At 58.9% G+C, this 20,515-nt stretch carries 22 protein-coding genes; 2 read left to right on the top strand and 20 right to left on the bottom strand.

Features of this window, described 5'->3' with window-relative positions; translation table 11 throughout:
• Positions 1-973 precede the first annotated feature (973 nt).
• Positions 974-1,660 (top strand): hypothetical protein, encoded by a 687-nt coding sequence (locus QN219_RS04880; protein WP_283998441.1) that lies wholly within the window; start codon positions 974-976, stop codon positions 1,658-1,660.
• An 81-nt stretch (positions 1,661-1,741) separates the two neighbouring features.
• Here the strand turns inward: QN219_RS04880 and QN219_RS04875 are convergent, their stop codons facing one another.
• From QN219_RS04875 to QN219_RS04860, 4 genes are read right to left on the bottom strand one after another with little or no spacing between them, the layout of a single operon-like run.
• Positions 1,742-2,029 (bottom strand): hypothetical protein, encoded by a 288-nt coding sequence (locus QN219_RS04875; RefSeq protein ID WP_283998439.1) that lies wholly within the window; start codon positions 2,027-2,029, stop codon positions 1,742-1,744.
• The gene (locus QN219_RS04870) at positions 2,026-2,385 is read right to left on the bottom strand and encodes a hypothetical protein (RefSeq protein WP_283998437.1); all 360 of its coding nucleotides are present in this window, start codon (positions 2,383-2,385) and stop codon (positions 2,026-2,028) included. Before QN219_RS04870 ends, QN219_RS04875 begins: the two co-directional genes overlap by 4 nt.
• A gap of 5 nt (positions 2,386-2,390) precedes the next feature.
• Positions 2,391-2,591: a hypothetical protein gene (locus QN219_RS04865; protein WP_283998435.1), complete on the bottom strand. Its 201-nt coding sequence runs from the start codon at positions 2,589-2,591 to the stop codon at positions 2,391-2,393.
• Positions 2,588-3,274: a hypothetical protein gene (locus tag QN219_RS04860; protein WP_283998433.1), complete on the bottom strand. Its 687-nt coding sequence runs from the start codon at positions 3,272-3,274 to the stop codon at positions 2,588-2,590. The genes QN219_RS04865 and QN219_RS04860 overlap by 4 nt, the downstream gene beginning before the upstream one ends.
• Before the next feature lie 217 nt (positions 3,275-3,491).
• Between QN219_RS04860 and QN219_RS04855 the strand changes: the two genes are divergently transcribed.
• Positions 3,492-4,490, top strand: coding sequence for a hypothetical protein (locus tag QN219_RS04855; RefSeq protein WP_283998431.1), 999 nt, complete (start codon positions 3,492-3,494; stop codon positions 4,488-4,490).
• 68 nt (positions 4,491-4,558) lie between these two features.
• Here the strand turns inward: QN219_RS04855 and QN219_RS04850 are convergent, their stop codons facing one another.
• The 16 genes from QN219_RS04850 to QN219_RS04775 all read right to left on the bottom strand — a co-directional run bounded on the left by QN219_RS04850 (position 4,559) and on the right by QN219_RS04775 (position 20,433).
• Positions 4,559-7,546 carry a hypothetical protein gene (locus tag QN219_RS04850; protein ID WP_283998429.1) on the bottom strand — a complete coding sequence of 996 codons (2,988 nt, stop codon included), beginning with the start codon at positions 7,544-7,546 and terminating at the stop codon, positions 4,559-4,561.
• An 89-nt stretch (positions 7,547-7,635) separates the two neighbouring features.
• Positions 7,636-9,744: a hypothetical protein gene (locus QN219_RS04845; RefSeq protein ID WP_283998427.1), complete on the bottom strand. Its 2,109-nt coding sequence runs from the start codon at positions 9,742-9,744 to the stop codon at positions 7,636-7,638.
• Between the two features lie 12 nt (positions 9,745-9,756).
• On the bottom strand, positions 9,757-10,170 hold the full coding sequence (locus QN219_RS04840; RefSeq protein ID WP_405052084.1) for a DUF6950 family protein: 414 nt from the start codon (positions 10,168-10,170) through the stop codon (positions 9,757-9,759).
• Positions 10,155-10,727: a hypothetical protein gene (locus tag QN219_RS04835; protein ID WP_283998423.1), complete on the bottom strand. Its 573-nt coding sequence runs from the start codon at positions 10,725-10,727 to the stop codon at positions 10,155-10,157. The genes QN219_RS04840 and QN219_RS04835 overlap by 16 nt, the downstream gene beginning before the upstream one ends.
• 37 nt (positions 10,728-10,764) lie before the next feature.
• Complete coding sequence (locus tag QN219_RS04830) at positions 10,765-11,472, bottom strand: hypothetical protein (protein WP_283998421.1); 708 nt, start codon at positions 11,470-11,472, stop codon at positions 10,765-10,767.
• Positions 11,473-13,773 carry a phage tail length tape measure family protein gene (locus QN219_RS04825; protein WP_283998419.1) on the bottom strand — a complete coding sequence of 767 codons (2,301 nt, stop codon included), beginning with the start codon at positions 13,771-13,773 and terminating at the stop codon, positions 11,473-11,475. It lies immediately after the preceding gene.
• A gap of 221 nt (positions 13,774-13,994) precedes the next feature.
• Positions 13,995-14,348: a gene transfer agent family protein gene (locus tag QN219_RS04820; protein ID WP_283998417.1), complete on the bottom strand. Its 354-nt coding sequence runs from the start codon at positions 14,346-14,348 to the stop codon at positions 13,995-13,997.
• A complete protein-coding gene (locus tag QN219_RS04815) occupies positions 14,348-14,800 on the bottom strand; it encodes a phage tail tube protein (RefSeq protein ID WP_283998414.1) in 453 nt (150 codons plus the stop codon). Before QN219_RS04815 ends, QN219_RS04820 begins: the two co-directional genes overlap by 1 nt.
• 231 nt (positions 14,801-15,031) lie before the next feature.
• Positions 15,032-15,439, bottom strand: a complete 408-nt coding sequence (locus QN219_RS04810) for a DUF3168 domain-containing protein (RefSeq protein ID WP_283998412.1) — start codon at positions 15,437-15,439, stop codon at positions 15,032-15,034.
• Entirely contained in the window at positions 15,436-15,852 is a 417-nt protein-coding gene (locus tag QN219_RS04805; protein WP_283998410.1) for an HK97-gp10 family putative phage morphogenesis protein, read from the bottom strand. Before QN219_RS04805 ends, QN219_RS04810 begins: the two co-directional genes overlap by 4 nt.
• The gene (locus tag QN219_RS04800; RefSeq protein WP_283998408.1) at positions 15,852-16,205 is read right to left on the bottom strand and encodes a hypothetical protein; all 354 of its coding nucleotides are present in this window, start codon (positions 16,203-16,205) and stop codon (positions 15,852-15,854) included. Before QN219_RS04800 ends, QN219_RS04805 begins: the two co-directional genes overlap by 1 nt.
• Before the next feature lie 16 nt (positions 16,206-16,221).
• Positions 16,222-16,560, bottom strand: a complete 339-nt coding sequence (locus QN219_RS04795; RefSeq protein ID WP_283998406.1) for a head-tail adaptor protein — start codon at positions 16,558-16,560, stop codon at positions 16,222-16,224.
• Entirely contained in the window at positions 16,560-17,132 is a 573-nt protein-coding gene (locus QN219_RS04790; protein WP_283998404.1) for a head-tail connector protein, read from the bottom strand. Before QN219_RS04790 ends, QN219_RS04795 begins: the two co-directional genes overlap by 1 nt.
• Positions 17,133-17,338: 206 nt before the next feature.
• Positions 17,339-18,580: a phage major capsid protein gene (locus QN219_RS04785; protein ID WP_283998402.1), complete on the bottom strand. Its 1,242-nt coding sequence runs from the start codon at positions 18,578-18,580 to the stop codon at positions 17,339-17,341.
• Between the two features lie 69 nt (positions 18,581-18,649).
• Complete coding sequence (locus tag QN219_RS04780) at positions 18,650-19,264, bottom strand: HK97 family phage prohead protease (protein WP_283998401.1); 615 nt, start codon at positions 19,262-19,264, stop codon at positions 18,650-18,652.
• Positions 19,261-20,433, bottom strand: a complete 1,173-nt coding sequence (locus tag QN219_RS04775; protein ID WP_283998399.1) for a phage portal protein — start codon at positions 20,431-20,433, stop codon at positions 19,261-19,263. The genes QN219_RS04780 and QN219_RS04775 overlap by 4 nt, the downstream gene beginning before the upstream one ends.
• Positions 20,434-20,515: the final 82 nt, after the last annotated feature.

The raw sequence follows: 20,515 nt of genomic DNA, 5'->3' as shown, positions 1-20,515 counted from the left end.
CAATCTGCGCCCGTTTGCCACTGCCTTCACGACGCGCCCAATCCACACTCCACCAGAGTCGCACCACTCAGAGGCGAATAGTAGTTGCCGCTAATAAAGGCAAGTGGTAATATTCTCGTTAAAGCTGCACGGGGGGATGAGATCATGCTTTACCGCATTTTGCTTATCACAGGGCTGCCTCTCACGATGACCTTCGCCGCAGTTGCGGGAGATGCGCAAAACCTGTCGAACTCACCGGAAATAAAAATTGAGGGCATAGGGAAGCTTTCGAGCCGGGTTGGTGCCTCAAACGATGGCTTTGTCGCCCAGTTTACCCCCATCAAGCCCACTTCCATCAGTTGCAGTGGAAGCTGCGGGGATAGATGGTCTGGTTCGTGGACGTGTGACGACGACGAAAGCTGTTATCTCGACTGCAGCTCGGACTCTCCCGCTCAATGCAGCAGCAATTAGTGAGGGATAACCTCGGAACTGATCATTCATATTGTCGCCGGAGTGGCACAGCGAAGTCACGGAGGGGGAAATGGTGCGCACGATTTTTACGATGTGTCTGCTCTGCGTCGTGGGCTTTCCTCATGCAAGCCAGGCGGCAAGCTGCTCGGCTCAGAATGATCAAGGAGACAACTGTTCGATTGATTGTCCAGATGGTCAGTCAGCTCAATGTTCCAATGCTACCGGCGGGGGGACTCCAATATGTGAGTGCTCGGGAACTCCGGATTTTCATCTAGACTTTGTCCGACCCTCAGGACCGATATCTTCCGCTCTCCCGATGTCATTAGCCGAGACTGACTTGCTTGCGGTGGTGAATGCCAAATTAGCGACGCTCCCGCCTGTCCATCTCAGGGATAAATGTCATAAAGTTGAGGATGGGCAGAGTTGCCGCCCCCGTAAAGTCCCCTGCGGTGGGGCACCAAGAGAGATGACAACTTCGTCAGATCAACAGCCGTTGTGGTGCTACGAGGAAATTTGCCGCCCATTGTACCGCGACGTGTGTACGCCAGTCATGGGAAGCCTGACATCCACCGGAGTATTTAGCAAAGAAACTGAACCGACAGTCAACGTTAAGGAGCCAAATTGGGATGACATCCCTATTTCATATTTTGGCTTGAAGGCTTCATACTACAATTGCAATCCGTTAAATCAGGAATTCACATTTACTCAGACTAATAAGCTATCTATTGGGACAAAGCTTACTAAAACGAAAACTATAAAATCAGGGCAAGAAATAAGCGCGTCAGTCGGTTTCGAGTTCATAGTCAAGGGAAATGTCGCTGCTAAATTTTCACGAGAGATATCAATTGGATCGACAGAAGAAGCATCAGAGATTCGAGACGAGACTTTCTCTTACACAGAGAAGGTTAACGTTCCTGGCATGCATCTTCTTACGTATACTCACGAATTTGCCCAAAAGGCTGTTGACATTCACTATACTGGAACGGTTCAAGTTGACGGCACATTGCAGCCAAATGCCGCGAAAATAAAAACACTTGTTCAAGCCCTCCCGCAGCCTGCCGATCGAACGTTTGAATTCGCAGGGTTTGTGACTAGCACGGATGTTTACGAAGGCCGAACCAAGAACATTGCGACGAAGATAACTGAGGAAGAGTGTTCAAAAGTCGACCAGCCGGTCGTGCTTGAACCATATGTCAGAGTTGAGAACTAAAGGCCCGTCGAGCGGCCCTATCAAAAAGAAAAAAGTCCCTTCAGCGATGGAGAGGGCAACTCGTCGTTCGCGTAAGCGGCTCTAGTTTGATGTTCTTCGGCCCGACGTGCGCTGCTCGAAAACGCGATTCAGTCGCTCCCCGAAGGCGTCAATTCGATTGCCGACACTTTCGATCGCGCGCATAATTTGCGCGGTTTGCTCCTGCATGCCGGCCTTCGTGACGTAGGATTCGGCGACATGCAAACGATGTGCAGATAGCTCATCGCGTACCGCTCCTATCTTTCCGTCAACGTATTTCCATACGCCGAAGATCGCCCCGAACACGCCGACGAAGAAACCGACGGCATACATAATCTCGGCGCCGGTCACGGCTTCACCCCGCAAAGCTTCTCCAGCTTGGAGTTCTCCGCCAGGATCTGGCGCTTGGTTCCTTCCGTCATCTTGTCTTCGACGGACGGCCGAACGGCGCGCGCAATGTCGCAGTAGTTACCCTGCGTCACGCAGCCACTTAGAGATAGCGCGATCAACGTCGCCACCCCCATGTTTTGAACTTCATCTTCGACGCCCCTCGCCTGTTTTATGGCTTTCGCGTTTGCATTAGCCTGCTCCGCCTTGGCATCAGCCTTGCCGCTGGAGCGTCCGTAAAAGAAAGCGCCCGCGACGATCGCGAGCGCAACGCTGGCAGTTGTTAGCCAGCCAGAAAAACGGGACCAGATTGCCGCCATTAAGATCACGTCGGCCGCCCCATCTTCTTGGCCCACTGCCACCACGCGACGGGAACTGCGCCGATCGCGGCAATAATGCCCGCCTCGATGGAGGCTGCGATGGCGGGATCCTCGGTAATCATGGCCCTGACTTCCTCGCCGATGTAGCCGGAGCCGTAAAGCCAGCCCGCGGTCATGTAGATCGCAATGCGAATCCAGACGGTCATTTCTTGCCTCCTTTGATGATCGCGAGCAGGAAGCGGCCGAGTGCTGCCCAGAAGCCGCCAGAGGCCGGCGCAGCAACGGAGCCATACCCGCCAGCTTTCAGCGCCGCTTCGAACACGGCAGCGTGGCCGGCGATCGTCTTGGCTTTATCCGTGCCGTTGATGATCCTGCGCGCGCCGATGTAATCGGCCTTGCCGTCGGCGAAATAATCCGCCAGCCGCTTGCCTGTGAACCAGCCGTCGGTCATGCCCTCGAACATGATTTTGGCCGCGATGTCCTGCCGCACGGCGAGATTAAAGTCGCGTAGGAGCGCGCCATTCAGGCCAAGCTCCTTATCGGCGCGCTCATAGTTCGAGTCCCACGTTAGCTGGACATAGCCGCGCCCATAGGGAACCTGCCCGTACTTGCCTTTAACGCCGTACTTGCGGCCAGCGCCTTTGCCGTACTCGGCAATCGGCTGCATCGTTCTGGCCGTCTCGAGAAAGACGGTTGCGAGCATGTAGGCCAGGTGCCTTAGAGGAGTGCCGCGGCGCTCAGCCTCGTCGAGAATTGCGTCAGTGCCCCTCACCTGCGCGTCGGATAGCTTGCCGGCGAACAGGGGGGAGCGCACCGCCGCGAAGAATTTCGCGCGGTCCATAGTGTCTCCTGCGATGTGGTGGTGGTTAGTGGCGGAGCGACCGGCCACGCATGAAGGCGCGCCCACGCGGTGACGTGGTCGTGATGGTCATTGGGATTCCCGTGGAGTCCTTTAGTGGCGTGGATGGGCGACGCGAAACGGAGTTCGATCGCGATGGGAAGAGTTTTCCCCGCGCCATGTCACCTCCTGAGTGTGCGAGGTTGTGAATCGGATCGTTTTGCGAATCGCTCAAGTTGCGTATCGTGGGGCGAACAAGGAAAACGCGATGAGCAGTGATCCAGACGATATTTCCGGCTTCGGGGCGGCCGTGGAGGTTGTCGGTTCGCCCTTAAAAATTGACTTTAGAAACTGCACCTTCGGCGGGGATATCGGTCTGTATGCCCGAGGCAATGTCGATCTCAGTCTTGAGCGACCAGTGTTCGCTGGTACCCGCCAAGCCATGAACATTCAAAGCGCGGGATCCACCCGCGTCACCGGCTCCCGCATAATTGACCCGTTGCCGCCAAGCAGAGGAAAGAGCCAAGTCGGTTATGAGCGCCCGAACGGTCCGCCGCTCCCAGCAATGTGTCCGAGGTGTCACTCCGTCTTCCCGTCCAAGAACTACAACATCGGCAGCTCGCGTTTTTATGGGTTCGACAACGAGGAAGTCTGCCCTTCATGCGGTTGCGAGAATGCGAAGCTTGCCAACGGCCTTTTTGTCCTGGCCAAGGAGACGATAGAGGTTCTCCAGGGCGAGCCGTTGACGTATGCAATGCTGGCGGCGTTGTCGACAATTGCGGCTGATTTTATCGAGGGCAAAGCGTCAGCGCCCGAGACGGCAGATCGCCTCAAAAAAGTCAACAGGAAGCTGGGGCGCATTTTCGCCGGCGCCATCAATTATGGTGCCGCGGCGACCGGGCTGCTGGCTTTCTGGTTCATGATCTTTCCATCGCACCTCGCACCGATTCACGCCCTCGTCGGCGAAGGCGTAACATCTTCCCGCAATGCACAGATCGAGACGATCTGCCTGGAGACGTTTGGCGAGGCCGCTCGTTGCCGCTTCCTGATGGAGATGCCAAACGACAAAAAGCAGCGCGATGTTGGAAAGAAGGAGCAGGTTCCGCTGGATACCCCCCTCGGTAATGCCCCGGAGAAAGCTGTTAATGGAGGTACAGAAATAGAGCTCCCCGAGGCGGGCCCAGTGCCGAGCGCAAGACCGAAAAGTCCGAAGCGGAAGAAACGTAGGGAACATCGCGCCTCCTTTGGTCGATCTCGCACGCGCTGAAGGTAGACCATTGTGGTTGCCATGAAGGAAGGGCGCGCGGCCATAAACCGCGGCCTGTTGGCAAGAGATCAACCGAGGAATGCATAACGGAACACCTGAGATGATCCCGCCCTGTTCTCAATGCGAATATTTCCGGCAACCACCCCGACAGTGACGTTGCCATCCGTACCAGTTGTTCCGGTTACATCCGTATTCACGGCGAGAAAGTTCGTGCCGGCAGCGCTGAACTTGGTGGCACTGAGTGTCGCCGTCCCTACGTCGTAGAAGACGGTACCTGAGCGCAGAGGGTCCGGAAAATTGCCGTTCTCTGTCGATCCGCAGCACGTGATGACGCACTGACCGCCGTTCTTTGGCGTCGTGATACTGACCGCCGCATCGTCGGCAATGGTGATTGTCCCGGCGAACAGTAGGTTCGCCTGAACCTTTCCGGCAGCATCGATGGCGACTTGCCCCACGCCATTCTCATCCTCGAATCGATACTGGTCGGTACTCTTGCGCATCCTGTAGCCGATGTAGCTGGCGAAGATGCGTCGACTGTAATCACCGTCAAAATGGTGGGCAGGATTGAACGCCCCTGCCGCCGTGTACCGCTTTCCGGCCAACGATGAGTCGCGGGTCTGCGCCGGAGCGAAATCGACAACGTATTTCGAGTTATTCAACCCGAAATCAATAGCTCCGGCATCACTGATAGCGACCATGCGCATGGCGTCACTATTGGCTAGCCACGCTCCATTCACATTGATCGACTTGCCCTCTTCATAGCAGCCCTCAAATTTGATTTCCGAGCACTTACCGAAGAATATCGCGATGTCGTCACGACCCATGAACGTACAGTTTAGGAACTGAACGCCGCGCATAATATCGCCGGCTATTTCCATGCAACCGGATGGCGACGAGAACGGCGTCGACAAGAAACTCGATGTCGCAAGATGCTTCGACTGATGCCAAAGGCTCTTGATGAGGCAGTTGACAAAGTCAGTTCCGGCGAAGCCGTAGTTGTCGCCCACCACCGTCTCAGCGGTGCGGATGGCGACGCCTCGGAAGCCTTGGAAGTGCGAACGGATAGCGTGGCCAAGCTCGCAAGACGGCACCTTGCCATCGCCGATTTCGTGCGCCGATATAAGAAGCGCCGCCTTTCGCCAGTGGCCGATGACGTTGCAGTCCTCGATGTTCCACCAATCGGCATTACGCGCCCACACGCCAACGTCCCAATTATCGGATAGAGCGCCGTCAGATCCGCTGTAGCCCGCGACACCATTGAAGTTAGGGTAAATTCCAAGCCCCTTGAGGCCGGAAGCCTTGCCGAGGATGACCGCGGCGCTAAAGTTCGGAGTCAGATCCAGCGTTGAGTAATTATTACCGCGCGTTCCGCTGTCTGCGAGATACGGAGCTCCTGCGTCAGGGTTGGCGACAGTGGTCGCCGTCGCGCCCGCGATGGCATGCTCTTTCGTGCCAGTTCCGGCAAAAAGCAGCTTGGTCTTGTGGGCAAATTCATAGCCTCTGCCTTGCCCGACAAGCTCCACGCCGTCTGGAACGACCAACTTCCGTGTCAGCAGAAATGAGCCGGCGGTGACCTCGCATTTGACGCCACCGGCGATCATCGCCTCGAAAGCTGAGGTGCTGTCGTTCACGCCAGTGGGATCGGCAGAGCCAGGGGCGTCAAGGATGCAGTACGTATCCGTGGCCCGAGCCTTCATCGTGCGGAGCGTGCCGCTCGGCCAGACGGCGACCGCTACGCCCACGCCTTCTGCGGCTGCTGCGTAGTGCTTCGCGGAATACATGCTGACAGCGGCGGACGTCGTCGGCGTGTAAACACTCGCGAACGGCGCTTGCTCGAACTGCAGACCCCACGCATAGACGCCGGAAACACCGTCGCCGGTATAGGAGACTACGCCTACCGTGGTTCCTTGCAGGGGGTAGAATTCACCACCAGACATGATGGTTGCACCGGCCTGAGTCGTCGCCGTCAATTCACAGCGATACCACCCGTTGCCCCAATAGGTAATTTTGGCGCGACGACTCGCTTCCACAACTTCCGCGCCTAGCGACACGCCTGCTGTGTCACGAATAACGCCTGTGGCGACGTCGAAATATGCGTCTGTGACAAACCCGATATTCGTTGCGAATCGAAGACGGACTAAGTTCCGCTCTGCCGCCTTAAACCACCCACTTCTGGTGTATTGCGTGCTAGCCGACACGCTGATGGCCGCCGTCTGACGAATGGAATGTTCGACACTAGCCGTAGTGGTCTCGACAAGCTTATCAGCCGTCGTTGTGCCATCCGGAGCGGCAACAGCGTTTGCGGTGACAGTCGCGTTAGTCTTTGTCCACGATGCGTTGTCGATCTCCTGCGAGCGCAGATAGAGATTTGACGAGACGGCAGAGCCAGTCGACTGCTCGGCCCACATATTCGCCCACAGACGCGACGCTTCAGCGACAGTCTTGGCCGCCTCAGCAGCTGCGACAACAGCCGCGGAAGCCTGATCGCTGACAAGCCGGAACGTGCTGCCAGAAACGATGCCCATGACGATCATGCCGGCAGTCAGCCCGCCCGCTGCAACGTCGCTTCCGCTATTCGTCTTGATCGTGAGTGCCGCGCCACCGTTGAACGAAACCGTGACCGGAGAGGCCGTGTTCGCCTCAAAGATGTTCATCCAGACAAGCGCAGATCCCGAAACCGGAATCGAAGTCGTCGCCTGAATCGCGTTCGCGGTGCCAGCGCCGGCATCAGACGCGATGATAAAGGAGAATGGTAAGTCAGCGACCCGCGTCCACGAGCCTGCGCCAGAAGCGCCGATCTTCCGATAGATGCCGTTGTTGGCGACTGTGGCGTCTCCGATAACCCAGGCCGAAGAGTTGGCACCGTGCGCCAAGTCGGCGTCCATCGCCGCCTTGCTGGAATAGATCAGGCCGCCATTGGCGGTGAAGGCCGTGATAATCCCCTCAACCCAAGCGCCCCAAGAGCGGGTATCGCTCTTCTTAACTTTGTGCGACCCCGAAGACGGCACGCCATCGGTTTCGTAGTCGCGCCAAACCTCTGCTGCGGTGATGGCCATGCTTTCTCCGTGAAAAAAGAAAAGCCCCGGCGCTAGCCAGGGCTGAAAACTCGATTGTTGTTGCTATTTCAGGACGTTACGTCAGGCCGTTACGTCACGACGAACGATCCAGTCGCGACCGCCGTACCCGGCACGCCAGACGGATTGATCGACCGCAGCCAGCCGTAGTAGGTGCCGGCCGCGAGTGACGTGACGACACGTAAGTCAGTCGCGCTCGGCGGCCCGTATTCGGTCGCTGCGAGCGTGGCTGTTCCCAAGTCGTTCGTGGTGTTGATGTAGATTCGGCAGGCGTAGTAGTTAGCGCTGTTCGGCGCGGTCCATTGAAACGTTGCTTGCCCTGCTGCCGGCGTCACCGAGACAGATACAACTGCACCCGGCGCAACCGGATCCGCCGTAGCGGTCAGGAAGATGTAGTCCGTCCACTCTGACTTGGTGCCGCCACCCCACGCGCGCAGGCGAACCTTGTATTCTTCGCCATCGACCAGATAGCCGGAGCGCACTTGCGTGTCGCCAGCCTGCGAGAACACCGACTGCACGCCCGTCGAGCCACTGGTGCGGTCGTATTCGAGCTCGTAAGTCAGAGTGTCGTCGACGAAGTCCCACGTCGCGTTGATGAATGCCGCCGTAGCGCCGCCCGAAACGACTTCCGTTTGGATCGTCGCAGCAAAGTCGACCGGCACAGGCACGCCAGAATCGGGTAATGGCTCAACGGATTCGCCTGGCTCGCCTTCTTCCGTGGCGGCGTTGAAGTCGTAGAGGCTCGAGTTCACCAGAATGCCCGAGAACGAAATGCGCATGTTGCGCAGGTCGATCGTCACGCTGGACGTGATCTCGATCGTCGCTTCCGCCAATCCCCGGCTGGGGTAATGAACCGTCACGAAACGCCGGTAAGGAATGTCTCGAGCGCCGTCGGCTGTAGAGTCGGCGACCACCGACACCTTGCGCGCGTTCGCCCTGACGAAGGTGAGTTTCTGCTTGCGCTGGCAGTGGTTGTGGCTCTGGATTGCCGCGTTCTCGAAAGTCCGCGTGCGCTCCGTATTGTCGTCGACCACGGCATAAGGGTCGCCGTAGATCGCGGCGTCCTCGGTGATGTAGTCCTTCGCCGTGTTGACGTACCGGCCTCGCACGCCGAGCACCGTGTTGGCGCGCCGCTTGTTCTTGTCGACGCGGATGCTGTAAATCGCCTCGGCAGTCAAACGCACATCCGGCGTCACGAACTCGCCGGCATGCACTCCAATCTTGCCGTCGGCGCGCTCGTAGACGACAAGCTCAGCCGCCTCGTCCATGATGCGCCCGACTTCGATCGGATCGTTGCTGGCGCGGAACCAGAAGCCGCCGTGATAGCGCTTCTCAGTGCCGCCAGTGCGGTTCGTCACGTTTTCGTCGCAGACGTCGGCCGCGTTCTGCCAATCCGGCAGATACATGTTCTCATAGGACATCTTGCCGCCGACTGGATGGCAAAGGTGCCAAAGCCGCATCAGCGCCAGATTCTTGGAGAACTCCCAAGTGTTCGGGTTGGTATAGCGATGCGCCCCGGAGCCGCCTTGCGTGCTATCCTTGCGCGGGTCGTAGAGTAGCGCGCCGTCGCCGACCGCCGAATGCTCCGGCATTTGGTTGGGGAAGACGTCGAGGAAGTCTTTCTGATCAACAGTGCTCACCCGCATGTAGACGGACGCGAGCCCGTCGCCGCGGCAGTTGTTATTCCAAATCGTCGGGAATGCCGTGACGACTTCCGAATAGGCAGTCTCGGCATTCAGGCCGAGTTTCGTCTTTATGTGAACGAAGCTGACGCCGTCCTTATCGTAGTGGCCGGGATCGGTGACGCCGCCATCAACATTGAGCGTTACCTTGTCGTCGTGCAGGTAATGCTGCACAAATTGGTGAATCCGATGTCCCGCCCAGACCATGATGTGGTGGGCGGTTCCCGACGTTTCCTCTAGAAAAACGTAGTCGCTGCCCTTCTTCACACGGCCGAGCACATACGGGAGCGACGGCACGCTCTGCTTGAGGTTATAGCTGCCGTCGTCGGGCTTCGGCACTTCCGGCTTTGAGGCGAAGGCACCCTGAATGAAGGAGGCACCCAGCGTCAAGCCCGCCGTAATTGCCGCGTACGTGCCGAGATAAAGAGCGTTCGCGGCGAAGGTCGTAGTCGCCAAAGACGACACGATCAGCGCAATGCTGTCGATAATGCCAGGCAAGCTTGCCCCCTGTCAGATTGTCCAAGCCGCTAGCGTTCGCGCCGTCATGCGACCGAATCCGCCGTGCATGCGGACGAGCCAGCCTTCGCCGTCGTGGATCGCGCCGAACTGCCGATGAATGTTAGATGTGCTGCCGATGACGCCGAGGGCGCCGCGTGCGGGCCGCTGGACGAGCTTGCCTTTGATGTTGGCTACGCAGGCTGCCACCAGCGGAACGGCGCCCTGGTGGGCCGCTATGATGGCGCGGAAGCCTTCGTCGCTGTCGTACGTGCCGCGCAGGTGGGTAGCTGGATCCGCGTGGCCGAGCCAAATAGCCCAGTCAGCGAGAACCATGCAGCAGTCGACGTGGCCGGGCTGCCAAGGGCGAGTGTTGTTGTCGGCGAGGAAAGCAGCAAGAGCGTTAGCGCCAGCTACCAATTGGGCCACTTGATGGTGGCGTCACGCATCAGCGGCACGCGCTTGCAGAACTGATCGTCTGCCGCCGACGGGTTTAGAACCGCTGATCGTGCCCGCTGGTCGACGTCCGACAGAACGGCGCCATTCGTTACGGTGCGCAGTGTGAAGAGGTTCGTGACTTCAAGGTTGACGACCGACTTAATGCCATCGGCGCTGGATTCGTCGGCAACGTCGAGGTTGTCGATTTCTCCGGTAAACACGACGATTGGGTCGCCATCGGGCTGCTCGGTGTCGTCCATGAACTGCAGTTTGAGAACGAACGGAGAGCCCTGCACGCTCGTCGTTTCGTCGTAATCCCAGATGCTATCCGCGGCGGATTGCGTCACCGAAATGAGCGATAGCGCCAGCGTGTATGCCTCGCCGTTGATGGCCGCCTCGATCGACTGCAGCGCGTCCTCTGTGAACTGCGCTGGCCGATACCTGTTGCCGTCAAGGTCAATGAACGGGCCGCCCGAGCCATCCCAAACGCGGATTGTCTCCTCTGGCAACTCAATGTCGCAGAGGATGCGCAACGATTTAATTGCCATGTTGCCTCTACAGATTGCTACAGACTGCTACTGGCGGCTACAAATTCGACCAGTAATCCACCGCCTCTACGAAACTCACCGAAGGCAGCGAAAACTTGCCCACCGCGTTCTGGTCGATGTCCATGCCGCGATCCTCCGCCAGGTGGCAGAGGCATGTCGGCTGGTCGAACTCGAGATCGGCGCCGGCAGGAATAAGCTCACGCACCGAAGGCGAGATCGGCACGGTCCAGATGTCCCCATCCACGCTGGTGACGGGTCCAGTCTCGTAAAGAGCGTGGTTATACGAAAACCGCACGCCCACAAGGTTGGCGTCGGCGTTGATGATGCGCAGTCGGATCGACGTTGCGCCCACCGCCGTCACGCCGTCGGTGACGACCGAAATGGCGCCCTGAACGTATGGCGTCTCGTCGTCGAACGGCGAATCGTCGCTGTGTTCCGTATCAATGACAGGCTCGAATTTGCCGGAGACGTACGGGGCTGACAGGCTGGAGCGAACGCGAACCGCTATCAGACCGGAGCGGCCGCCGAGTTTTTGCCGAATGGCTTGCCAGGCTTGCCACTGGTCGCGGTTTTTGTTCGATACGACGATGTTGCCATAGTCGATCGCCCAGTAGCCGAGATCTGTTCTGGTCGATGGCTCCACACCGCCGAGCGTTCTTCCGCCGCTACGCGAGAACGGAACAAGGTTCGCGCTGGCCTGTTGCGGGCGAAGAACGCAGATGGGCCATTGAATGATTTCAGCCATTTAACGCCACTCCGCTCCGCCCTTGGTCCGCTGATGCGCCGCGACCGCAGCAGGTGCCTGCTGGTTGGCCGCCGATACAATTTTCGGCGCCGCAGCACTCACCTCCTGCTGGCTCACCTCTTTTACGTAAGCCTGCAACTTGCCGTCGTCGTCGACGCTAACGCCGACAGAAACCTGAACGCCTTGCTGCCCGCCCATCTTCGTGCCACGCGGCAAGACAACCTCACCGCGTTGCAGAATCGCAGGCACTTCTCCAGGCATAAGGCCAGCCACACCGCCTGTGTGGTAGCGCTTGGCGCCAGAGAACGTAGAAGGCGAGACCATACGCTGCGGCGCGGGTCCACCAGCTACACCGCCGTCGTGGAAAATCGACCCGAGAATCCCCGACAGAATACCGCCAAAGCCGCCCCCGCCCCCGCCGAGCCCGCCGAACAGACCGCCTCCGGCCGATGGCATCGTGAGAAGCTGCTGCACGACTTGCATAAGTATCTGAAGAAGCTCTTTGCCCTCAAGTTTCCCGTCCGCAAGAGCCGTTGCGATCCCGTTTAGAGCCGTTGAGGCGATCTGGCCGAACTGCTCATATTGCTGTCCTAGTTCCTGGACGCGAGCTTTTGCCTGGTCGCTTGACTGGCCGATGTGGTCAAGGGCACCGGCAGGTAGCTGCATGGCCTCGGATGCGCGCCTCGCAATAACATCGCTGGCGTTAATCCAATCTTCCTGCACGCTGTTGGATGCGTTACCGGAAAGCATCTGCAACTGCAGAATGCCCTCCTGAAAGCGCACCATGCCAGTCGCAAGGCCAACGTGGCCGCCAGTCTGTCCAGCGGCAGCGCCGTTGGAATCCAAGAGAACGTCGCCGCGCATAACCTGCGACGGGTCGACACTCACGCCCCAGTTTGCAAAACTAGTGGCGACATTGCTTCCAGTGCCGGCAACCCCGACCTGCGCCAATGCGGAATTGACGAAGGCAGCGCACCAAGCGGTTGTCGCAGCATCAAGGTCAACGCCACCAGCCTTCAAGAAGGCATTGATGTTCCCTCTGTTTGCTGTTTCGTTCTGGCCAAGAAGTGTGGCTGCAGCATCTACCGCGACCGCGGACTGAGTTGTGATGGCGCGGGTGAGCTTGTCGGCGGCTTCCTTGGCCGCTCGGGTCGCCTCTCTGGCCGCCTCTCTGGCCGCCTGCGTAGCTTCGCGTTCGGCCTCTCTGGCGGCCTGTTCCGCCGCCCTCTTCGCCTCCTCGGCCATCTCAATCTGAGTCTGGGAGGGGTTGAAAACGCCAGCGCCAGACGTGACCGATCCGCCGATCGAAGGAAGAGGAATCGCGTTGACTGCGTTGCGCGCAGGATCTTGCAAGCTTTGAAGGTTTCCGCGAAGCGCACCTGCGCGCTCGCTAACCTCGGCCATTTTTTTGCTGAGGGATTCCAGCGCGGCAGTCAGGTTGCGCGCAAGCACTCCCCCGGACGCCTCGGCAGCCGTACCGAGCGAATTCAGCAGTCTCGCTGCTTCCTCAGTAGCGTCCTCGTTGCTTTCGATCGCCTTTTTCAGGGCATCAAAATCGTCCTGAATACCCCTAGCTGCATCCAGCTTGCCAAGGTCGATCAGCGACTGCTGAACGTCTGTAACGCCGAATTCGATGTCAGACAGCGCGTCCTTCAGAGGCTGCGTTACCTGATCAAGCGCATCCTTAAGACCTGCCTGCTTCGCGTTGAATTCTGCGATTCGGTCCAGTTCAGCGTTGTAGTCAACCAGCGCCTGCGGAGCGGACGTGCCCCACGCCTCAAGCGCCGCCTTAATCTTACCCCGATGCTCCTCAAGCGTCTTGTTGGCCTTCTCGCCGTCGTCCTCTGTTGCCGAGAAGTATTCATAAGCGGCAGCGGCGAGCGTACCGATAGCAATCGTTGCAATGCCGATAGGGTTAAGTATCTGCCCGAATGCAGAGCCTATTGCCCGCACCGCGCCAGCGGCGCCGCCTGCCTGATTCAACGCTTGGACGACCTGGCCGCCCTGCTGTGCAAGAACTCGAAACGGGGACGTTCCAGAGCCAAGCTGCGTCGCGATGTCGTTTAGCTGAAACGAAAGCTGCTGAGCGGCGGCCTTCTGCGCGCCAAGCGATTGAGTGATCTTGGCTCCAGACGATGAAAAACTGCTCGCCGCGTTGTCGTTGGCGCGCTTGAAGTTCCGCTCGATTCCGCCTGCCGTATCACCGGCTCGCTTAGCAATGGCCGCCAACTGCTTTTCAAATTTGGCCTGTGTCGCTTCTATGCTCACCAGCAGGCGAGCTTGATCGTCGTTGGCGGCCATATGCGCGCTCCTTTAGAAACCCTGAATGCCGAGCTCGGCCAACTGATCGTCGGCCATCGGCGGCGGGGCTTGCTCTTCCGTCTGATGAGCCTTGCGGTAGCCCTCAGAGCACGCCGCAAACTCCCAGAGAGTCATGTCATCGATGTCTCGCGGGCTAAAACCCATAACCGCACCAGCACCGTAATAAGTCGACCAGCGCGTCAGGCCGTTTGGCAGCGGGTCTAGTTGCTTTCCGCCGCTATCCCCGCCTCCGGCTCCCCCGGCTGGTCTGGCGTCTCCCACATCACAAAGCGCCTAAGTATTTCGGCAGATGTGACCGCGAGCGCGTATGGGCTTGCCAGCGTGAGCGCTCGATCGAGTTTTCTCTTGGCGTCTCGCTCGGGCATCCCGGCGCCGACGAGCCCCAGTCTGATCGGCTGCAATACGTCGTCGATTTTCCAACTCGACGAGAGCAAGCGCATAAGAACGACGGCGCAACCGGCGTCGCACTTGCTTTCGATGGCGCGAAGCTCACCTATGCCGAGGCGGAAGGCGCTTTCGCCTCCCGCCCATACGATCTCCTCTGCACCGCGCATTAGGCGACCTTAGCAGTGCGCGTCGGGACGCCGTCGAATTCGAAGTTGACCTCGGCGGTGATGCTTTGGCCCTTCTCGACGGCGTTGTTAAGCTGAGTCAAATAGGCCGACCCACTTTCGTACTCCGTATCACCGACGGCCGCGTTGACGTGTTGAACGCGAATGTTCTTCGGCTGGCCGCTGTACCAGTAATCCAGCATCATCTCGTGAGACTGGGCAGCCCAAACACCAGAACCGTTGATGGTAACTTCCTGCGACTGAACATCTCTCTGGACACTCGATGGGGCGGCCTCGTTATCGCAGTCGCCGGGCACTTCAGACGTGCTCATATTGGACTGACGATTGATACCGCGGGAAGTTAGGCCGCAGATCTTCGAATAGACGCCTGAGCCGGGAGTCGTTTCGATTTCAACGACCATGTGCTGAAATTTGCCTGTAGTGGGCGCAACCATATTACTCTCCAATAAAAAGGCCGCTCATCGGCGGCCGTTTGGGTGTGGGCTACGCGCCCGTTTTTGTTTTCCGCCTCGGTGGCGGCACGTTCGTCGCTCGTCCTATCGAGACGGCGTATTCAACGAAGTCATGCGGGAACTGCTGGGGCTCAGGCTTTGGCTGCGCGTTGAAGGAGAATCGGCAATTGGGCCGGCTCCAGTTAGTTTCGGCGTGAAAAATCGCCCAGGTCATCACAATTCCTCAATGCGGGCTGTAATCGTGACGACACCGTGAGTGATGAGGGGATCTGGATCGAGAAACACACGCCGAAAGTCGACGCGGATCTCGGCAAGCGCGTTTTCGGCCAACTCGAGCGACTGCTCGTGCAGCGCCTTGTAGATCAGATCCACCAACCGCTTACACTCGACCTGGCCAACCGCCTTGGACCAAGCATCCAACTGAATCGTGTGCTCTCCTGCGATGACACACTCGGCGCTGTCGTCGACGACGTCCGCCGGCCCGAAACTGACATATGCCGTCTTGTCGCCAAAAGGGTCTGCGGGAACGCGATCGTAAACGCCGGCCGCAAGGGCCATGACCGCAGCGTCGGCCTTGAGCGTGTCAAAAAGCAATTTTTGAAGTTCGGCCGACGCGCTCATGCTTCACTCTGTGTAACTGGGCCAACGAACCTGATGGCTTTTCTCTGCTCGCGCACGATCCTCGATTTGATGCGCTTTCTGAGCGACCGCCAACTGGGAAAAAAGAACGGCTGCGCGCTCATTTTCACTGTACCGAATTCTACCCAGCGAGCTTTCCAGTCTGTCGTATAGACTGTGATCTTGAGACCGCGTTCGGTTGGTTCGCTCTCCGCAAGAACAAGCGCGCCCTTCGGCGCCTCTCCCCACGTCCACGAAATCGAGGCCTTGAGGTCGCCGCTGTCAACCGGCACCAATCGGCGCATCATTTGACAGAGTTCCTCAGCCCCCTTTTCCATGGCCTTTCTGGTCGCGTGCTCCACCCTCTTGGGCATCGCGGCCAGCTTCTTCTCAAGCGCCGCGATGCCGTGCACCATTATGCAGTCCTCACGACGGCTATGCCGAGCGATGTCACGGCGGAATACGTGATCGCAACTTTGTTGTTGTCCGACGGATTTCGAAACGCGATCGGTAGCGGCGGAACAAGAGCAACGGTACCAGCCGCCACGGTCACAACGATACTGGAGCGCGTGAGTTCGCCATACCGCTCGTCATTGATCGTGCTGAACGCCGGCGTGAAGGTGACCGTCTTCGAAGACGCGTCGTCGTTCTTGACCACGAGAAAGGCCTGGCTTTCCCACACGAACTTATCGCCGCCAGAGGCAGCTGCCGCGAATGTCACGGCGCCGCCGTCCTCATCGGACAGATCTTGAATGCTCAAATCGGCCAAGTCGGCCTCCTATTAGTTAGGCGGCTGGAGCGCCGCTTTCGACGAGAATTTCGAGGTACAGCCGGTCAGAGGTCGGGGTGACGGCACGGATCGCGAACTCGGTTCCGGAGCGGGCGTCTACGGCTCGGTAATCGGTGGTTAGCGAACGACTCTTTTCACTAGAGCGGATCTTCAAGATCGCGGGCTGCTTGCCCGTGAGACGCGCCGCCATCACAGTCTCAGAGCCGCGCAGATACGTGACTTCTGCAGCACCGCGGAACACCTCGATCCAATTACCAACGGTATTGCCGAATCCGTCCTCGACTTCGCTGCGATTGTCGAAGCGGAAAATCGATTGCATGCGGCCGGCGGTCATCAGGCGACCCTTCCAACTCGATACCGCTCGAGGATCGCAGCGACGCCCAGCGGCAACTCGGACAGGCCACCGTCTGCCACCGCCTCACGGTTTTCGTAAAAATGCCCGATGAGCAGCTTAAGTGCGGCCTTCAAATCAGCCGGCGTCTCCGCATACCCGCAGACGAAAGTCACCTTCACCGCACCCGGCTCGCATACCGACGAAGGCCAAACCATATCTCGCGCTGGCCAGATTCGAAGTGGCTGCACGTCAAAATCGGTGCGCCAACTGGAAACGCTAGCGGAATTTCCGTCTGTATCGGTGTAGGTAATGCTACAAATCGACGTGACCGGCCCTAGCGGAACAACAATCTCACAAGGGAAGTGGTCCAGTGACATCCGCCATGTCTGCGGTAGCAGCGCAATTCCGATACCGTTCGGCCCTTCGATCGACGCCTCCGCGGCGGCGACCATCGCCGCAATGTCGGCGTCATCATCATCGTGCAGGACTCGCAGATGGCGCTTGGCCTCCGCGAGTGTCACGGCCGGTCCTGCCGGCGCAATCATTCGTACCAGCCGTGTCCATTCGTTCATTTTCGACGTGCCTTTGGTGATACAGTTGCCGTCGGCTCCGCACCTTCAACGAACTCAACTAGAGCCTCCCAACCAGCGCCCACCTGTTCCTTGAAGAGGTCGACATCAACGAGTTGGCCGCGGCGATACGAAAATGTATCGCCGGCTAGGCTCGACAAAACTTTGATCTTCATGGGAATAGGGAGGCCCAAGCCTCCCTCCTCTTGTTAGGACGCGGCGTGTTGAAGCGACTTGACCGCGGCCGCGTCGAGCAATTCCCCGTCAAGACGGGTGAAGCCGATGAAGCCCGTCTGATCGTAGTCAGCGTAACGCTCAACGAGGCGACGGATGGCGAATTCGCGGACCATGCGCACGACGTAGCGGTTGAAAGCTCCGAACAGGACCGACTTGTTCGAGGCACCGATCGCGGCCACCGCTTGGTTGATGCTATACGGCTTCTCGAGAATGGTCGCGGGTGCGCCCGTCCTCACATCGGCCGGCTGCCACACATATCGATCTTCCGCATCCTTGATCTTTCGAAGCGCTTTCAGCGTTCCGTCGTTGAACATCCAGCGAGCGGACGGGTCGTCACGGTAAGCTGGGTCAACGGCGTGAAAGAGGTCGATCAGGTTGTCGAAGGTGACCGCAGCGGCAGCGGCAACGCCGGTAACAGCGGTTGCCGCAGTAACGATGCCGTTCGGCTTTGCCGAACCATCGCCGACGGTCAAATGGCGGTTGCCGATACGGCCGATGCGTTCAGCCATTGCCGAACGAACGGTCCCTTCGACGTCGATCGCGGAGTCCTGCAGAAGCTCGGCGGAGACCAGCACGACACCGGAGGTGTACTTGTACGCCTCGAGCGTCTTTGTGCCGAACGCCACTTCGCTCTCGGTGACCTGCGTATTTTCGCCGATGAGCGAGCCCTCGTTAGAGGTGTCGTCCATCGTCGGCCACGGGATCGAATTGCCGGCGGTCGTGGTCAGCACCCGCGTAACGCCCGGATCCAGCATCGGACCCCAAGCCTTGAGCGACTTGACCAGTTCGGCCATGAACCCTTCCGGCACGAGATATCCGCCCTTGGAATCGGTCCCGACCGCCTGAGCTCGCATTTCACGCACGATCTTTCGCTGCTCCGCGGGCATGTCTTCCAGGCCGTGACGCAGGTAACTGCGGAACGCAGCAGCGCGGGCTTCGTCGGCGTTCTCCTGCCGGCCCCCTTGCACCGATCGATCTTCACCCGTCGGGCGGCGATCGTCAGCGGCGTTCAGGTCGCGCTCGCGCGCCTCCAGGACCTCCTCGCGCTTGATGCGCGCTTCGAGGCGGTCATATTCGGCCATGGCCGAGTCATGCTGAGCTTCAAGTTCGGCGACACGTGCTTCTGCGGTGTCGTCCTTGATGTCTGCCAGGAGTGCGCGGGCGTCAGCGACAAGTTTCTGCTGCTTTTCGCGCAGTTCAATAATTTTGGACATGGAGTCTCCATACAAAAGAGCCCGCCGAAGCGAGCTCAGTGGATCATTTTTGGTGGGTGACAGCGCTGGTCAGCGCGTGCTGCGGACCTTGAGATCAAGGTCCATTCTTAGGCGGGTCTTTGTGATTGCCGCCCTTTTTACCGGCGCTGCCGCCGGATCTGTAATTTTTGGCGCCGAGCGCACGTCGCGCCACTCCTGCAGAGAGCGCTTGCCGATGCTCCTGTCGTCGTACGCCGGGAAGGCAACAGCGCTGACTTCGAACAGTTCGACCTTGTGAATGGTGCGCTTCGGAATGTCGCCGCTCTCATCCCATTCGTCATGCGTGACGCGGAAGCCAAATGACATGCCGCTGATGTCGCCGCGCTCGATGAGTGTCCAAAGGTCTCGCCCGTCGGACGTGTCTGGCACGTCAATTTCAACGTGCAGACCGCGCTCGTCTTCCTTCAAACGCAGCGTGCCGCTCTTGGTGCGGCCGATAACGCGCCCCATGTCATGGTCGACGAGTGCGCGGACGTCTCCGCCGATCGCATTGGCAAAGGCACCTGGCGCAACTCGCTCCGTCCACCATCCGCCAATGTCGGTGTCGCTGTTGAATACGGCGGCGTAGCCGACCAGCGTGCGCTTCTCATCGTCGGCGCGGGCCTCAACGCCGTGAAGCCCGCCACGTTTTTCAATGTCCGTCATGCGGCTTCTTCCGCCTCGTCTTGTTTGTTGTCGTTGGCTGGCTGCTTCGCGACCATGCTTTGCATGCCCAGAGGGACAGTGGCGCCTTGGATGTGAAGCTTTTCCGCTTCGCCGCCATGCTTCGGCCAGTTCTCCATCGCGCGCACCTCATCGGGTGTGTAGATGGCGTTCTGGATGCCCTTGGCGTAGCCTTCCATGCGGGTGCGAAATTCACCGCGAAGCAATCCGTCGATATTAAATTCGCAGAATTTGGTGCGGTTACGCGCCGAGAACAGCTTAAGGTTTAATTCCTGCTCCCACGCCTTAACCCACTGGGAAATCAGGTGCTTGGTCAATGCGAGGTCTTGCTGTTCCGTGTTGCTGAACGTGCCGTGTGTCAGGTCCTGCAAGAAGACCGGCGGGAGGCCGTAAATACGTGCGATCTCCTCGATCTGCATCCGGCGAGACTCCACCATCTGCGATTTATCCGGATCGACGCCTACGGCCTTCAATTCATGCCCTGTCGGCATGATCATTACGTTTCGACGCTCGGCGTTGGCGTCTCGAACGGCCTTCTCGACGTCCTGCGATGCTCTCGTTGCGGCTGCGGGTGAAGGCATCGGGCCATAGAGTGCCAGCGGAGGGACCCCGCCGTTCGCAAAGAATTTGCGAGCATACTCGTCGAGTGCAAGCGAAAGTCCGACAGCACCCCTCAACTTCGTAACCGGATCGACGTGCGAGACGCCGTCTGGTTTCAGCATAAAAGTCAGGTCGAGGACTTCGTTGGCTGCATAGGTGACTTTCCGCCCGCCGTCATCGTAGTGGTAAAGCTTGCGGCCGCTCTTACGCTCAATCGTCAGCTTATCGGTGTCGAGGGGCCAGATGTTCATCACCCTGCCGGCTTTGTTTCGCTCGATGAACGAAACACCGCGGCCACGCAGCAGCGTGTTGATCATCATGCCTTTGCGCCACGCAAACGAGGTCAATTCGTCGTTCGGAGCATCGTGCAGGATGCCGTAAAGCGGGTCGGATTCGACCGTGTCGCGTCCATTCTCCGACTTTCGGAACACTTGCAGAGGAAGGCTGGCAATCGTATTTGCGATGAAGTTGACCGCGCACCACACGGCCGGCACCTCGAGCGCCGTCTCGTGCGTCACGACAACTCCGGCGACGCCATGCCATTCGCCCATCAGCGTGCGCCAGGCGTTGACGTCGGAGAGCGGAACGCTCGGGTTTTCCAGGCTCGCTCGCGTTTCCGCGGCGGTTTTTCTA

The sequence above is a fragment of the Sinorhizobium sp. 8-89 genome, from assembly GCF_030124325.1.
Taxonomy (GTDB): domain Bacteria; phylum Pseudomonadota; class Alphaproteobacteria; order Rhizobiales; family Rhizobiaceae; genus Sinorhizobium.
Note: the sequence above shows the minus strand (reverse complement) of the source record. Positions and strands in the feature narration are given on the sequence as shown.

Excerpts from the sequence above, each read along its gene's own strand:
- QN219_RS04870 (WP_283998437.1), bottom strand. The coding sequence starts at position 2,385 with ATGGCGGCAATCTGGTCCCGTTTTTCTGGCTGGCTAACAACTGCCAGC.
- QN219_RS04865 (WP_283998435.1), bottom strand. The coding sequence starts at position 2,591 with ATGACCGTCTGGATTCGCATTGCGATCTACATGACCGCGGGCTGGCTT.
- QN219_RS04855 (WP_283998431.1), top strand. The coding sequence starts at position 3,492 with ATGAGCAGTGATCCAGACGATATTTCCGGCTTCGGGGCGGCCGTGGAG.
- QN219_RS04850 (WP_283998429.1), bottom strand. The coding sequence starts at position 7,546 with ATGGCCATCACCGCAGCAGAGGTTTGGCGCGACTACGAAACCGATGGC.
- QN219_RS04835 (WP_283998423.1), bottom strand. The coding sequence starts at position 10,727 with ATGGCAATTAAATCGTTGCGCATCCTCTGCGACATTGAGTTGCCAGAG.
- QN219_RS04830 (WP_283998421.1), bottom strand. The coding sequence starts at position 11,472 with ATGGCTGAAATCATTCAATGGCCCATCTGCGTTCTTCGCCCGCAACAG.
- QN219_RS04825 (WP_283998419.1), bottom strand. The coding sequence starts at position 13,773 with ATGGCCGCCAACGACGATCAAGCTCGCCTGCTGGTGAGCATAGAAGCG.
- QN219_RS04820 (WP_283998417.1), bottom strand. The coding sequence starts at position 14,348 with ATGCGCGGTGCAGAGGAGATCGTATGGGCGGGAGGCGAAAGCGCCTTC.
- QN219_RS04815 (WP_283998414.1), bottom strand. The coding sequence starts at position 14,800 with ATGGTTGCGCCCACTACAGGCAAATTTCAGCACATGGTCGTTGAAATC.
- QN219_RS04810 (WP_283998412.1), bottom strand. The coding sequence starts at position 15,439 with ATGAGCGCGTCGGCCGAACTTCAAAAATTGCTTTTTGACACGCTCAAG.
- QN219_RS04805 (WP_283998410.1), bottom strand. The coding sequence starts at position 15,852 with ATGGTGCACGGCATCGCGGCGCTTGAGAAGAAGCTGGCCGCGATGCCC.
- QN219_RS04795 (WP_283998406.1), bottom strand. The coding sequence starts at position 16,560 with ATGACCGCCGGCCGCATGCAATCGATTTTCCGCTTCGACAATCGCAGC.
- QN219_RS04790 (WP_283998404.1), bottom strand. The coding sequence starts at position 17,132 with ATGAACGAATGGACACGGCTGGTACGAATGATTGCGCCGGCAGGACCG.
- QN219_RS04785 (WP_283998402.1), bottom strand. The coding sequence starts at position 18,580 with ATGTCCAAAATTATTGAACTGCGCGAAAAGCAGCAGAAACTTGTCGCT.
- QN219_RS04780 (WP_283998401.1), bottom strand. The coding sequence starts at position 19,264 with ATGACGGACATTGAAAAACGTGGCGGGCTTCACGGCGTTGAGGCCCGC.
- QN219_RS04775 (WP_283998399.1), bottom strand. The coding sequence starts at position 20,433 with ATGGGCGAATGGCATGGCGTCGCCGGAGTTGTCGTGACGCACGAGACG.